12 protein-coding genes and 1 tRNA gene are annotated in these 14801 nt (G+C 62.5%); 5 read left to right on the forward strand and 8 right to left on the reverse strand.

Annotation, left to right across the window (positions count from 1 at the left end):
- The first annotated feature begins 327 nt into the window (after positions 1-327).
- Together LGR44_RS18600 and LGR44_RS18605 are read left to right on the forward strand one after the other, a co-directional pair.
- The gene (locus LGR44_RS18600) at positions 328-1893 is read left to right on the forward strand and encodes a 2-isopropylmalate synthase (protein ID WP_226742211.1); all 1566 of its coding nucleotides are present in this window, start codon (positions 328-330) and stop codon (positions 1891-1893) included.
- Positions 1894-2128: 235 nt separating this feature from the next.
- A tRNA-Lys gene (locus LGR44_RS18605) sits at positions 2129-2204 on the forward strand.
- A 197-nt stretch (positions 2205-2401) separates the two neighbouring features.
- On the opposite strand, the gene LGR44_RS18610 is transcribed toward LGR44_RS18605, so the two are convergent.
- The 6 genes from LGR44_RS18610 to LGR44_RS18635 form a co-directional block, all read right to left on the reverse strand.
- Positions 2402-3160, reverse strand: a complete 759-nt coding sequence (locus LGR44_RS18610; RefSeq protein WP_226742212.1) for an iron ABC transporter ATP-binding protein — start codon at positions 3158-3160, stop codon at positions 2402-2404.
- Entirely contained in the window at positions 3157-4116 is a 960-nt protein-coding gene (locus LGR44_RS18615) for an iron chelate uptake ABC transporter family permease subunit (protein WP_404809951.1), read from the reverse strand. The genes LGR44_RS18610 and LGR44_RS18615 overlap by 4 nt, the downstream gene beginning before the upstream one ends.
- Positions 4109-5071, reverse strand: a complete 963-nt coding sequence (locus tag LGR44_RS18620) for an ABC transporter permease (RefSeq protein ID WP_404809952.1) — start codon at positions 5069-5071, stop codon at positions 4109-4111. Before LGR44_RS18620 ends, LGR44_RS18615 begins: the two co-directional genes overlap by 8 nt.
- A 111-nt stretch (positions 5072-5182) precedes the next feature.
- The gene (locus LGR44_RS18625) at positions 5183-6115 is read right to left on the reverse strand and encodes a siderophore ABC transporter substrate-binding protein (RefSeq protein ID WP_226742239.1); all 933 of its coding nucleotides are present in this window, start codon (positions 6113-6115) and stop codon (positions 5183-5185) included.
- 47 nt (positions 6116-6162) lie between these two features.
- Positions 6163-6924 carry a siderophore-interacting protein gene (locus LGR44_RS18630; RefSeq protein WP_226742214.1) on the reverse strand — a complete coding sequence of 254 codons (762 nt, stop codon included), beginning with the start codon at positions 6922-6924 and terminating at the stop codon, positions 6163-6165.
- 56 nt (positions 6925-6980) lie between these two features.
- Complete coding sequence (locus LGR44_RS18635) at positions 6981-9068, reverse strand: TonB-dependent receptor domain-containing protein (RefSeq protein ID WP_226742215.1); 2088 nt, start codon at positions 9066-9068, stop codon at positions 6981-6983.
- Positions 9069-9401: 333 nt separating this feature from the next.
- Here LGR44_RS18635 and LGR44_RS18640 point away from each other — a divergent pair, with 333 nt between their 5' ends.
- From LGR44_RS18640 to LGR44_RS18650, 3 genes are all read left to right on the forward strand, one after another.
- Positions 9402-10841, forward strand: coding sequence for a glycosyl transferase family protein (locus LGR44_RS18640; protein ID WP_226742216.1), 1440 nt, complete (start codon positions 9402-9404; stop codon positions 10839-10841).
- Between the two features lie 125 nt (positions 10842-10966).
- Positions 10967-11581: a DUF938 domain-containing protein gene (locus tag LGR44_RS18645; RefSeq protein ID WP_404809953.1), complete on the forward strand. Its 615-nt coding sequence runs from the start codon at positions 10967-10969 to the stop codon at positions 11579-11581.
- A gap of 111 nt (positions 11582-11692) precedes the next feature.
- A complete protein-coding gene (locus tag LGR44_RS18650; RefSeq protein ID WP_226742218.1) occupies positions 11693-12556 on the forward strand; it encodes a hemerythrin domain-containing protein in 864 nt (287 codons plus the stop codon).
- Between the two features lie 111 nt (positions 12557-12667).
- Here LGR44_RS18650 and LGR44_RS18655 read toward each other — a convergent pair whose 3' ends face one another.
- Both LGR44_RS18655 and LGR44_RS18660 read right to left on the reverse strand, forming a co-directional pair.
- Positions 12668-13411, reverse strand: coding sequence for a Crp/Fnr family transcriptional regulator (locus LGR44_RS18655; protein ID WP_226742219.1), 744 nt, complete (start codon positions 13409-13411; stop codon positions 12668-12670).
- 473 nt (positions 13412-13884) lie between these two features.
- Positions 13885-14739: a cyanophycinase gene (locus LGR44_RS18660; RefSeq protein ID WP_226742220.1), complete on the reverse strand. Its 855-nt coding sequence runs from the start codon at positions 14737-14739 to the stop codon at positions 13885-13887.
- Between the last annotated feature and the right edge of the window lie 62 nt (positions 14740-14801).

The following is a 14801-nucleotide window of genomic DNA, read 5'->3' on the forward strand; positions in this document are numbered from 1 at the left end:
AAGACCATCTTCCGCACGGAGCGCCGCCCCGGACTTTTCGTTTATGTCATTCTCTTGCCATCGTTTCGAAGCGTCGTTACAACCAATGACACCGTTCGCGGCGTAACCGCGACCTTGAGGAGGAATGGGAAGCGATGACAATCGGCTCCCCCGGCGCATGGATGATCGGCCCCGCTTCAGCGGCCGCCCGCGCGCGTCTCCTTGGCCTCCTTCTCCTTAGTCGCCCCTGAGGGTCGGCTGGGCTTTGATGCCTGGGCTCTCAGGGGTTCTGGACAACAGGAACAACCTTGAGCGCGTGGATCGCTCGCCCCGAGAAGGACTAGACCGATGACCATTTCCTCCGCCGCCGGCTCCTCGAAGGACCGCGTTCTGATCTTCGACACCACCCTGCGCGACGGCGAGCAATGCCCCGGCGCCACCATGACCCTCGAAGAGAAGCTCGAAGTGGCCGACCTGCTCGACTCCATGGGGGTCGACATCATCGAGGCCGGCTTCCCGATTGCCTCGAACGGTGACTTCGAGGCGGTGTCGCTCATCGCCAAGCGGGTGAAGAATGCCACTGTGGCCGGCCTTGCCCGCGCCATTTCCGCCGACATCAATCGCGCCGGCGAGGCCGTGCGCCACGCGGTGCGCCCGCGCATCCACACCTTCGTCTCCACCTCTCCCATCCATCTGGCGCATCAGATGCGCAAGACCGAGGAGGAGGTGCTGGAGATCATCACGGCGACGGTGACCCAGGCCCGCAACCTCGTCGAGGACATCGAGTGGTCGGCCATGGATGCGACCCGCACCTCCATCGAGTATCTGTGCCGCTGCGTCGAGGCGGCCATCAAGGCCGGAGCGACCACGATCAACCTGCCGGACACGGTGGGCTACGCCACCCCGGACGAGTACCGGGAGATGTTCCGGGCCATCCGCGGACGCGTGCCGAATGCCGACAAGGCGGTTTTCTCCGCCCATTGCCACAACGACCTGGGCCTGGCCGTCGCCAACTCCCTGGCGGCGCTCGAGGGCGGGGCACGCCAGATCGAGTGCACCATCAACGGCATCGGCGAACGGGCCGGCAATGCCGCGCTGGAAGAGGTCGTGATGGCGATCCGCACCCGCGGCGACGTGCTGCCCTACGAGACCGGCATCGAGACGGCCATGCTGACCCGCGCCTCGAAGCTGGCGGCGGCCGCGACCTCGTTCCCGGTCCAGTACAACAAGGCCATCGTCGGACGGAACGCCTTCGCGCATGAGAGCGGCATCCATCAGGACGGGATGCTCAAGCACGCCCAGACCTATGAGATCATGACGCCGGAGAGCGTCGGCGTCTCCAAGACCAATCTGGTCATGGGCAAGCATTCCGGCCGGGCGGCCTTCCGCAACAAGCTCGACGAGCTGGGCTACAAGCTGTCCGACAACCAGTTCCAGGATGCCTTCGAGCGCTTCAAGGATCTCGCCGACCGCAAGAAGCACGTCTACGACGAGGACATCGAGGCCCTGGTCGATCAGAACATCGCCATGGCCCACGACCGGATCAAGCTGGTTTCCCTCTCGGTCGTTGCCGGAACCCGCGGCCCGCAGCGCGCCACCATGAAGCTCCAGATCGACGACAAGGTCGTCACGGAGGAGCAGGAGGGCAACGGTCCGGTGGATGCCACCTTCAACGCCATCAAGGCCCTGGTGCCTCACGAGGCCGTGCTGGAGCTCTATCAGGTGCACGCGGTGACGGAAGGAACGGATGCCCAGGCCGAGGTCTCCGTACGGCTCTCCGCCGACAATCGCAGCGTGACCTCCCGCGCCGCCGATCCGGACACCCTGGTGGCCTCGGCTCAGGCCTATCTCGGCGCTCTCAACAAGCTCATCAGCCGCGGTGCGCGCCTCCACGCGCAGTATGCGGCTGAGTAGCTCTTGCGCAACCAGGCGCCGGTCCGGAGACGGGCGCCTGGAGAAACTTCGCGTCTCTTTGGTCGGACGAGGCCGGCTCGAAGCACGCGGTGCGACAGTTTTCCTGCGGCAGATTTAGATTTTGCCGCCTGGGACAAAAAAACCTCTCTGAACGGGGTAGACAGAGGCCGAACGGTTTGTTACACGCACGGCCTCTTCAGCGGGGATCGCACCCCACTGAAATCGCTTCGGCGACGGGTGATTAGCTCAGTTGGTAGAGCAGCTGACTCTTAATCAGCGGGTCGTAGGTTCGAGCCCTACATCACCCACCATTTTCTTCGACAACTTAGCCGCTGCAGGTGCTGATCCTGCTTCCCGGGCGGGCCGGATCGAAGCGCAGGAAACAGGCGCGGCCGGCTGTTGATCTTCCCAAATTCCGAATCGTGGGTCGGCGGGCGAGGTTCGCCAGCCTGACCGTTGCGCGCATCCGGATCAGGCGATGGAGCAAGCCCCGATGGGGCGATCCGGATCAGGTGTAGTAAACCGCAATTCTCCGCCCATCGATATCGCGGATGTCCACGTCCATATCGTAGACTTCACGGATTGCCTCGCGCGTCATGATCTCATCCGGAGAACCATGTCGGATGAGGACTCCGTCGCGCATGGCAACGATGTAGTCAGAGTAGCAGGAGGCGAAATTGATATCGTGGAGGACGAGCACGATCGTCTTCTCGAGATTGTCGGCGGCCTGCCGCAGCAGCTTCATCATGCCGACGGCGTGCCTCATGTCGAGGTTGTTCAGCGGCTCGTCGAAGAGGACATAGTCCGTGTCCTGGCAGAGCACCATGGCCACGTAGGCGCGCTGCCGCTGCCCGCCTGACAATTCATCGAGAAAACGGTCGGCGAGCGCCTCGAGGCCAAGGAATCCGATTGCCTTGTCCGCCTGACTGCGGTCCTCGGCCGTGAGACGGCCCTTCGAATACGGATACCGGCCGAACTCGACCAGATCCCTGACGGTCAGCCGCGAACCGATCCGGTAGTCCTGCCTGAGGATGGACAGACGCTTCGCCAGGACGTCAGACGGCGTCTTGGTGACGTCGAGCCCGTCGACCGTCACCGTTCCGGCCGTCATGGGCGTAAGGCGGCTGATCATCGACAGGAGCGTGGATTTGCCGGCGCCGTTGGACCCGATGATGGACGTGATGCCACGACGCGGGATCTGCAGCGACACATCGCGCACGACGATGGTATCGGCATAGGCCTTGCGAATGTTGGAAATTTCGATCAACGGGCAGTTCCTCTGATCAGCAGGGCGAGGAAGACGATCCCGCCCACGAACTCGATGACGATGCTCAGAGCCGTATCGAAAGCGAAAACCCGTTCGAGGATGAGCTGGCCCCCGACGAGACAAGCAATGGCCAACAGCACTGCGACGGGCAGCACGAAGCGGTGCTTGTGCGTTCCGGCCAGCTGATAAGCGAGGTTTGCGACAAGCAGCCCGAAGAAGGTCACCGGCCCCACCAGGGCGGTGGACACCGAGACAAGAACCGACACCAGTATGAGGACGGTGGTGACCGCCCGGTTGTGGTTGACGCCGAGATTGATGGAGGTCTCCCGGCCGAGGGCCAGCACGTCGTAAACACCCATGAGCCGCCACCCGATGATCGACACGACCAGGATCACGCCTGTGGCGACCGCAAGGAGATCGCTCTCGACGCTGTTGAAGCTCGCAAACAGGCGATCCTGCAGCAGGACGAATTCGTTCGGATCGATGATCCGCTGCATGAAGCTCGAAAGGCTGCGAAACAGCACGCCGAAGACGATGCCCACCAGAACGAGCAGATGGAGACTGCGGCTCCCGCCGGAGAACAGCCAGCGATAGAGCGCGCTGGAGAATGCCATCATTGCGGTCACTTCGAAGGCAAACAGGAGGCGCGGATCCAGCATCGTCAAGCGGGCGGATCCGATGGTGAAGATCAGCCCCGTCTGGATGAGGATGTAGAGCGCGTCGAAACCCATGATCGAGGGCGTCAGGATCCGGTTGTGGCTCACCGTCTGAAACAGGACGGTCGAGACCGCGATGGCATGGGCCACCAGGACCATGGATAGAACTTTCGTACCGCGGAAGGGCAGAATGAAGTCCCAGCGCCCCCTGGCGTTCAGCGTCATGAAAAGCACGATGACGCCCGCTGCGACGGCAGCCAGGATCAGGAGAACACGGATCGGCGCTCTGTTCTCACGCAAGACGTTCGCGCCCCTTGAGCAGGAGGAGCAGGAACAGGGCGCTACCGACAATTCCCATGATTGTCCCGATGGGAATTTCGTAGGGGTAGTACACCACGCGCCCGACGATGTCGCACACCAGGACGAGACCGGCTCCCAGCATAGCGATCCATGGCAGGGAGCGGCGCATGTTGTCACCCATCAGAAGGCTGACCACGTTCGGGACGACCAGACCAAGAAACGGCAGCATGCCGACGGTGACCACGATGGTGGCCGTCACCATCGCAACGATGACGAGGCCGAATGATACGACGCTCCGGTAGCGCAGACCGAGATTGGTGGCGAAGTCGCGCCCCATGCCGGCCAGGGTGAGCCTGTCGGCGGCGAGATAGGCCAGAAGGGTGAGGGCAAAGGCGATCCAAAGCAGCTCGTAACGGCCGCGCAGAACGCCTGAGAAGTCTCCGGTCGTCCAGGCGTTCAGGGATTGCAGCAGATCGAACCGGTAGGCGATGAAATTGGCAACTGCGCCGATGATGCCACCCAGCATGATGCCGACCAGCGGCACGGTCAGCACGGAGCGGAGAGGCACCAGCCTCAGGATGCGCAGGAACAAGGCGGTACCTGCCAGAGCGAAGCCCGCGGCGACCAGCATCTTGACGATGACCGAAGCTTCCGGAGCAAACAGCGTGACGATGAGGAGACCGAGACTCGCGGACTCGACGGTTCCTGCGGTGGAGGGCTCCACGAACCGGTTGCGTGTCAGCATCTGCATGATCGTCCCGGCAACCGCCATGGCCGTTCCGGCCAGGATGAGGGCGAGCGTGCGGGGGATCCGGGAAATCAGGAGGATTTGAGCGGCATACTGCCCCTCCTGGGGCGAAAGGAGCGCAGCCAGCGACAGATCGCCGCCGCCGATCAGGAGGCTGATCAACGCCAGAACGGTAATTGTGATTGCTGCGAGAAGGAGGTGTTTCACGGGCATTCGGGAGCGCCGGCGGGGCGCGTCCAATCGGGATTAAACGGCAAAACGGATCACCCGCAGGTGATCCGCGATTCGCAATGCCCTGACGGGCAAGCCTGTTCAAGCTTATTTCTTGGCGAGTGCTTTTGCGATCTGGTCCACGCTGGCCTGCATGGCCGTCAGTCCACCGCCGATGAGGTACCAGTTGACAGGGTCGAGGTAGACGACCTGATTGTTCTTCCAGGCCGTGGTTTGTGCGACGAGTTCGTTGTCCAGCACCTTCCTGGCGGCGCCGCCGCCCTGGCCAGTAGCCGCGTCCCGATCGATCACGAAGAGCCAGTCGGGGTTCGTCTTGAGAATGAACTCCGCATTCACGGCTTGGCCGTGGCTCGTGGTGGCAAGTCCCTCGACGGCTGGGACGATCCCGAAGTCGCTATGCAGCAGCCCGAACCGTGAGCCCGGCCCATAGGCGCTCATCTTGCCGCCGGTCGTGAGAACGAGAAGACCCTTGCCGGCTTTTGACGCCTCCTGCCGGAGGGCGGCCACAGACTCTTCGAACCTCGCGAATTGCGCATTCGCCTCGGCCTGCTTGTCGAAGATCCTGCCGAGCAACTGAACATTGCGCTTGACGCTTCCAACATAGTCCTTGGGGTCGACCGTCATATCGATCGTCGGGGCAATCTTCGCCAGATCCTCGTATTTCGCGCTGGAACGGCCTCCGACGATAATCAGGTCCGGCTCGGCGGCATTGACGGCTTCGTAGTCCGGCTCGAACAGGGTTCCGACCTTCTCGTACTTGTCCGACCCGTACTTCGCGAGGTACTCCGGAAAGCGTGCCGTGGGCACACCGGCAACCTCGACGCCGAGCGCATTCAGCGTGTCGAGGGACGCGAGATCGAATGCGAGAACCTTCTTGGGCTTCAGCGGGACCGTCGCCTCGCCTTTCACGTGCTGGACCTTGAGATCCTGCGCGTGAACGCCCGCGGGCAGGGCGCCGAACGCGAGCACGCCGGCGAGAATGGCGGCAAGGGAGTGGGGAAGGCGGGCAGCGAGATTCATCATGATGGTGCTCTCCAGGAATGTGTTCAGTCGCTGGCGTGAGAGGGTCAGTCGTCGACATGGTCATGGCCGCCGATGCGCCCAGGGCGCCAGTAGCCTTCTGATGAGATCTGGTCGCGGGTGAGCCCCCGCGCGATGAGGGTATGCCGCTGGCGTCGGACATTGCTCGTCTCGCCGATGATGTAGGCGTGACCTTTGCCCGGGGGCAGAGGGAAGCTCTGTACCACCTCGTTCATGAGCTCGCTTGGGCCGGCGGGTGCGCCATTGCGATGCACCCAGGTGACGGTCGCATCGGCTTGCGTTTTCAAGGCGATCTCGCCGTTCCTGTCGCCAACTTCGATGAAGACGAATGCCTTGGCGCCCTCCGGCATGGTCTCAAGAATGTGGGCGATGGCCGGGATGCAGGTTTCGTCTCCGGTCAGGAGGTGCCAATCCGCGTCCGGGCGCAGCGTGGTGCCGCCGCGTGGACCTTTCACCTCGATCGTATCGCCGGGCTTCGCCTGTTGCGCCCAAGTGGGAGCCGGCGTGTCGCCGTGGAGCACGAAATCGACGCTGATCGTCCCTGCCGAACGGTCCATGTTGCGGATCGTGTAGTCCCTGCGTCCCGTTCCTCCCTCCGGCAGGGGGACCATCATGACGATGGCCTGTCCCGGCTCGTAGGCGAATTCATCAATATCCTCCGCCGTCAGAACGACACGGCGCATGTTGGGCGGCACGTCGAAACCGGCGACAACCTGGAAGGTCCAGCTCCGCAGTTGGGGGCGCCGGCGCGGCGGCTCGTGAAGATCTGGCTTGCTGTCGTATGTCATGCTTGTCCTTGCCTGCTGCGACCGGCATTCGGAACCGGGAGGTGGGGGGAGGCGGATCAGAAATTCGCCGACATGCTCACCCAAAGGCGACGCCCCTCGACGACCGTGTTGTAATCGGTGGGTTCGATCTCTTTGTCGAAGACATTGTAGACGGCGGCATTCAGGGTCAGCCGTTCCGTAAAGCCGTAGGACAGGCCGACATCCATCGTGGCGTACGCGTCGTACTTGCGACCGGAGACGCCGTTGATGACCACCGGCGTGCCGTTGGTCCCGATCCGAGCGCCACCCACGATCTCGGAGCCGTGATAATTCACCGCGGCCCACGTCGCCAGGCCGGAGACGGGGGTGATCCAATCCAGGCGCGCATTGGCCATGTGCTTGGGAGTGCGGGCGAGTGGGAAGCCGGCATAGTCGCCGGTCTTCTGCTCGGAATCCGTAAACGTGTAGCTGCCGCGGAACGAGATCGTGTCGGTCGCGCGCCATGTGGCAGCCAGTTCGACGCCCTGGATGACCGCATCGTCGATGTTGTAGCTGTACCAGAGCCGGTAGTTCGGGTCCTCCGACCAGCGTACTGGGTTTCCGGCATCGTCCAGCACCAGCGCATTGCTGATCTTGTTCTTGAAGTCCGTATAGAAATACGTCGCACTGGCCGTGAACCCGTCGAGGTTGTCCCACACGGCGCCGATTTCGTAGCTCGTGCTCGTTTCCGCCCGTAGGTTCTCGTTGGCAATGATGACGCCGCAGGTTCCGTTGGGACCGTACGAGCAGCCGCCGCCGCCGGTCGTGTAGGCATAACCTGGCGCAATCTGGCGGATTTCAGGGGCGCGAAAGCCCGTGGATACCCCGCCCTTCACGGTCAAGTTCTCGGTTGCGTGCCAAACGCCGTAGCTGCGCGGGCTGTAGTGAGAGCCATAGATCTCGTGGTGATCCATGCGCAGGCCGTTCGTGATCGTGAATGTGTCGGTGAGACGCCATTCATCCTCTGCGAAGAGGGCCCACTGGTTGATCTCGAACTTCTCGTCAATGCCGGTTCGGCGACCGGGATTCTGGTCCGTGAGCATAGCATTGAACCACTGACCTCCGGTCACCAGGGTATGCGTCCCAAACAGGCTGTAGGGGGTCGTGAATTTGCCGTCGACGACCGTATTCCTAATTTCGGGTGAACGCCGGTTCTTCTCGAAGAGAAAGGTTCGCGGGCTCTCCGCATAGGCTCGCCGCTCAGCCCATTCCTGCATGATGGAGAAGTTCGAGGTCGTGGGTCCCCACCGGCCCTCATGGGTCAGCGACCAGTACTTCCGGTCGTTGTCATTGTAGGTGTCGTTGCCGGTTGGCTCGAGCGTGCGCCATTTCGAGGCGGATCGGCGGATGCGGGTGAAGCCGCTTTCCAGCATCAGGTCATGGTTCTCGTTGGGCGTGAACGTCAGGCGCCCTGCGATGTTGCCCTCGCGTGCCCCGGTGATGCCGCTCAGGATGTCGTCCTCGCCGCGGCCATAGCCACGGCCCCAGAGCTGGAGTCCCAGCATCCGGTGGATCAGCGGACCGCTCGTGTAGAAGGAGCCTTGAGCCGAATTCCCGAAATAATCGTGTTGCTGGAGCGTGCCGTCCGTGGTGACTGTCCCGCGCCAAGTGTCGGATACCTTGCGCGTGATGATATTGATCACGCCTCCCATGGCATCGGAGCCGTAGAGGGACGACATCGGACCGCGCACAACTTCGATACGCTCGATGGCGGCGACGGGAGGGATGAAGCTCTGCTCGAAACCCGAGCTGCCGTTTGTGCGAGCGTCGCGGGTGTTCTGACGCTTTCCGTCGACAAGGATCAGGGTGTAGGTTCCGGGGAGGCCGCGAATGAAGATGTCTTTCTCGTTGGCGACCCCCGTCACGGCGACGCCCTGGACCTCCCTCAAGGCGTCCGTCAGGTCGCGGAAGGAGCCCTTCTCGAGCTCTTCGCGGGTGATGACCGAGATGCTCGCCGGGGCATCCTTGACGCTCTGCTCGAAACCTGCGGCGGTGACGACGATTTGATCCAGCGCTATCACATCTCCGTCAGTGGCGACCGGGCTACCATCCACCGTTTGGGCAATCGCGCCCGAGCTGACGAGCAGCGCCGCCGACAGGCTGGTGCAAGCGAGGAACCCGAGCATCCGGCTCGTTTTCGCTCTCCGTGTACGTCCAATGCCCATATCCCGCCGAACAGAAACGCAAAGTCTCGCCATTTGCCCCAAACCCATCAGAAGTCCAAGTGATGGCAGCTACTAGTTACTGCTGAAGAACAGGGTCAACGGATATGTTTGAGAGTCATTCTGAGTTCAGGAAAACGCAATTTATAATAGCTCTAAAATACTTGCCGCGGCTTGAAAGACTTCTCGGAATGGGGAATAGGCGGTGTACACCGATATTGGCAAAGGACTGCCCGGTCGTCGCGAACCGGCTTTTGAAACGTAGCAATTTTGACTTCGCCGCCACATGAACCTGGTTTGAAACTCGGGCGCCTCCGGCTCCTCCTGGCGCTGGATGCGCTGCTCATGGAAGGAAGCGTCAGCCGTGCCGCCGAGCGGCTCGAGATGAGCGTTCCGGCGATGAGCAGGCTCCTCGGGCAGATCCGGGAGATCTATGACGATCCGATCTTCACGCGCTCGGCCCGGCGCCTGATCCCGACACCTTTTGCGGAATCCATGCGCCAAAGACTGCGTGCCCTGGCGGCAGAAGCGGAGGCGCTTGCGCGGCCGCAAAGGAGGGCGTCCGACGGCATCACGCTCGATCCCACGGCTTGGTCGGGAACGCCCGTCATCGAAGCTGCCCCATTGGCCGCACGACGGAGCATCTTACTCGAGGGCGAACCTTTCCCGGAGGCCTTCGCGCTCAAGCTCGCGACTCTCGGAAAAGCGGAGGATGCCCAGAAACGGCTGGCCACGTACATCGCAACGGTGGGCGCAGGGATCGGGAACAGCCGCCCTCTCACCACGGGCGAGGCGGAGGATGCGTTCTCTACCATTCTCGGAGGTGGAGCGGATCCGATCCAGATCGGGGCACTTCTTTCCGTTATCAATTTCAGAGGAGAGACCGCCGCCGAGCTTGCCGGCTTCGTTCGAGCAGCCCGCACCCACATCAAGGGCCCAGATGCGGAGGCGACCCTTCCCATCGATCTCGACTGGCCTGCCTATATCTCTCCGAAATCCCGCAGAATGCCCTGGTTCCTGCAGGCAGCGTTGCTTTTGGCACAGGCGGGCCACAAAATTCTCCTTCACGGGCTGGATGGCGGCAGCGGTACGAGAGGCAAGTTCACGTCCGCTGCGAAAGCGATCGGTATCCCGGTTTGCACGAACATCGCATCTGCGGCCTCTGCCATCACCGAGCGCGGTATCGCATACCTGCCCGTCGCGGGGATGTCGTCCCAACTCCATCGGCTGCACATGCTGTATGGGCTGTTCGAGACGCGCTCGCCGGTCAATTCCCTGATGCCGCTGCTCAATCCGCTCGATGCGCCCTCGATCATGATGGGCGTGGTTCGCCCGGCCTATCGCGAACTGCACTGCGATGCGGGCAGGCTCCTCGGATGCAGAAACCTGACCGTCTTGGCAGGAAGCCGCGACGCTGCCGAGGCGACGCCGTTCCGCTCAAGTACACTTCTTCGCTTGGTCGATGGACGAGCAGAGAACCTCTTCGTGCCCGCTATGCCGGAACCGATGCCATATCCGCTTACGGGGATGACAAGCCTCGATTACTGGCGCGGCGTCTGGACGGGAGCGGTGCCGGATGAGCGCGCCACGGAAATCATCAATGCCACTGCAAGTACCGCGCTCCTTACTCTGAGCGGCGGGAATGAAGATCGCCTCGAGGAGTGCCGAACAACGGCACGAAATCTCTGGAAAGCGCGGAGAACGGACCTCCTGCCGGCGCTGTCCCAACTCGGATGAGGTTGTCTGACGAGAACAGTCATCCTACCGTGTCAACTCCAGGAGGTCCGGTCATGTGCCGACATCTCCGTCCGGCATTACGGCTCGAGCCGCTCCAGGTGCCCGTAAGGAGTTCATCGATGGCAATGACAGAGTCTCAGAACTCGGACAGGGGCCTGACCGCGCCGTCGGTGGCACGAAACCGCGATCCGATCCTCGCTGTCCTGCGTCGGATTCTTCCTCGGGCCGGAACCGTTCTGGAGATTGCCAGCGGGACGGGTGAGCATGCCGTCTATTTCGCTGCGGCGCTGCCGCACCTGAAATGGCAGCCAAGCGATTGTGAGGAGCAGGCCCTGAGCAGTATCGCGGCCCATCGGGCCGCTTCCGGGCTGCCCAATCTTCTTGCTCCACTGACGCTCGATGCCTCGTCGCCGGAATGGACCGTGGAGCGGGTGGACGCCCTCGTGGCGATCAATATGGTCCACATCTCGCCCTGGCGGGCGACGCAGGGGCTGATGGCCGGGGCAGGGCGCGTGCTGACCCCAGGCGGTGTGCTGTATCTCTACGGTGCCTACAAGGAGAACGGCGCCCATTCCGCTCCAAGCAACGAAGCTTTCGACAGCGACCTCAAACGCCGAAATCCGGAATGGGGCGTTCGCGACCTCGAAGAGGTGACGGAACTCGCCCGAGCCCACGGGCTGGTGCTCGCCGAGCGCATTTCTATGCCTGCCAACAACCTTAGCCTCATCTTTCGCCGATAGGAGCCCGCAGCCGGCAACAATCCCGGGCCAGCCCGGCTCCGCGCCGTTCGGGCTGGAACCGCTCGTGCCCAGCTTCCGTTGGTAACGGACTTTCACCACGGGAGCGACGTTATGGATCTCTGGCATCTGATCACGAACGACCATGCCAACATTGCAGAATTATGTGGGGAGATCCCCCGTGCCCTGCCGGACGGCGGCGTCAGGAGCCGGGACCGGCTGTTTAGCGAGTTGCATGACGAACTCCGGCGGCACATGGAGGCGGAAGAGGAAAGTCTCTACGATGCGCTCGAGGACCACGACCGTACGGAACACCTCATCGCCGAGCTTGAGCACGAGCATGAGGAAATCGAGAGGCGGCTCGGTGAGCTCGCCCGCGTTCACGACAAGGGCAGCCGTGACTGGACCATGAGATTCCGGGATTTGGCCGCCCTGATCGAGGAGCACTTCCATCGTGAGGAGCATGAACTTTTTCCCGCCGCGCGCGAACTCCTGCATGACGAGCAGGTTCACGATATCCGCCATGAGTTCATAGAGGAGAAGTCCGAAGCGTTGCGCGGTGGGTATTACGGCTGGGCTTCGTCCGGCATTCTCCTGGGAGCGATGGCCGGGGCGGCTGCGGGGGCGCTCGTTTTCGCAGCATGGCGCAGAGGCTCGTTCGGCGCCATCGGCGCACCGGATCTGGCACGGCGGCTTGGAGCCAGGGTCCCGCTGTTGAACAGGTTCTCGAATCTCTTCGGTCAAGGCGACGGACTCACGCGGAGATACGGCCCTGATGTTCTGCAGGATGTTGCCGAGCGAACCCGGACGCCGGTCCATGATGTCTCGTCCCGCCTGAGCATCCCCATCGGGACGACTTTTGCCGTCGTCGCCGGCCTCGAGCGGCAAGGGCTCGTGCGTTCCATCAGGCAGCAGGGACCGGCACGCGAGCGGGTGGTGGCAATCACCACGCGCGGGCGGGAGAAGGCGCAAGGGTGACCGAGCCGGTCTTCCGGCAAAGGCACCAGGCGCCGCGGCGTGCGATGAGCGTCTTCGCGGCTTCGTCGCCCAGGCACGGCGGAAGAGGGGCGGACGGCTGAAGGATAGGTCTCAGGCAGCCGCGCAGTCTTGCAGATGCAGGTAGGTGGTATCGAACTCACCTGCCTGCATGAGTCCCTCCCAGTTGAGAATGGTCAGGATCCCGCCGTCCCAGGCCACGAGATCCTCTCCCCTGAGCTCCTGCAGGGTGCGGTTGATGTGAACGGTCGAGAGACCGAGGGCATCCCCCATTTCAGCCTGGGAAAGCGGCAGCGGAATGCTGTTGCTTCCTGCCAGACCGATCACCTTCAGCCGCATGAAAAGCTCGCACAGAAGATGCGCCAAGCGGGTTCTGGCCGAGCGGCGGCCGATCCCGAGCATCCACTCCCGGAAGATCGCCGCATCGATGAGGGTGTCCCGCCAGAACACCTCTGCCAGGCGGGGATGTTGACGGAACAGCTCACGCAGGTGCTCGTGCTGGATGAAGGCGATCTTGCAGGGCGTCAGGGTCCCCAGCGAATGGTCCATCGTTTTCAGGTGTAGGCTCTGCAGATCGGGAATGTCGCCTGGCGTATGAAACGCAAAGATCTGTCGCTTGCCCTTCTCGGTAAGCTTGTACCGGCAGGCGAAGCCCTCCAGGATCAGGCAGCACTGAATGGGCCGATCGCCCTCCCTCACGACGTCTTGGTCGGCTCTGAATTCCTGCACACGCAAGGGTAGTCCCAAAAGCGCCTGCCTCTCTTCAGGTGAGAGATCCGTAATGCTCTCCAACTTGAGCACAAGCGGGAAGGGAGGGGGAGACTGGAGTGACGCCATCGAGTTGGTTTCCGTGATGGGCTCCCTTCACACGGAGGTAAATAGCTGTCTTTATACTGGGTTAATTGGTTCTTTCGGATCGGCCGGATCTCCGTCGCTGCCCACTTATGTCCAAGATCTCCAAGGATCGAATAACGTATAACATTAACCCATGTTTATGCGGGCCGGTAACCGTGCAGACAGCTCACGCAGTATCGGTACAGCCTCAGATCTGCGCGTAGACATCGTACAATGGAATACAATGCTTTCCGGCGCGCACCTGTTTCTCTTGCTATCGAGTTCACGGGAGGATCGCAGGCATTTGCCGGCCTGCGGCCGAGACTTGGATCAATCCCAGTCCTTCATCGACGGACCAGCTCCGAAGCGAGCTGACGGAGGGGGAGGGACAGGCGGCGGGCGCTGGGCGACCGGTGAGCAGGGGCGCAGACTTGCCGACGCTAAGCCGGGCCGTGCGGGAGCTCGGCTGCTAATCGTCACCCTGTGACCTGCGCCTCGATGGCATGGCTCTTCTGGACGTCGGGCACTGCGGTCGGGCGACGTCTTGCGACATCGAACACGTCGCCGGAGCTCAGCACGTGCAGGCGAACATCGTACATCGACAACGACCGTTCGGGTTCGGCTTCCGCGATGTTGGAATGGGTGACCCCGGCACCGTCGACGACATAGACGCAGCCATTCCCGATGACATCGAAGCGTTCGTCCTCGAACACGAGGGCAGTATCCTCGTCGATGCCGATCCCGAGTTCGCGCGGGTTGTGCGCCACGGCTCCGAACAGGCGCCCGAACCGTCCCCGCTCGGCGAAATGCTGGTCGATGATCATGTTGCGGACTAGGCCGAGGCCCGGTGCCATGTGCAGATCTCCGATTTTGTAGGACTCTCCGCTCGTGCCCTTCACCAGCATGGTTTCGCTCATCACCGATGCGCCCGCCGACGTCCCCGCAAGGAGTCCTCCGCGCTCGTGGATTTCGCGCACCCGCTGCTCGATGGGTGTATCGCCGATCTGGCTGGAGATCCGCAGCTGGTCGCCGCCTGAGAAGAACACGCCGGCAGTTCCTTCGAAGAGGCTCAGCTTGTCCGGATCGAGGGTTTCGGCGCGATCCTTCACATAAAGCTCCACCAGGTCGGTCACGCCGAGATCGGCGAACGCCTTCTGATAAGCGTCGAAATAGCCTTCGGGCTCGTGCGATGCGACGGTGGCGATGACGAGCCGGCCACCGTTCAGATGCTTGGCAACCTCGCGCAGGATGGTGCGCTCCCCCACCTTGTCCTCTCCGCCGCCGATGATGATCAGAGGGCCCTTGGAATTCGTGCTCGTGCGGTTCTTCATGGTCCCGATTAGTCTCCTCGACCAGCTGCCTTTCGTCGGCGACTGCATTGGAAAGGCGGGTC

The sequence above is a fragment of the Microvirga lenta genome, assembly GCF_020532555.1.
In the GTDB taxonomy this organism is placed as follows: Bacteria; Pseudomonadota; Alphaproteobacteria; order Rhizobiales; family Beijerinckiaceae; genus Microvirga; species Microvirga lenta.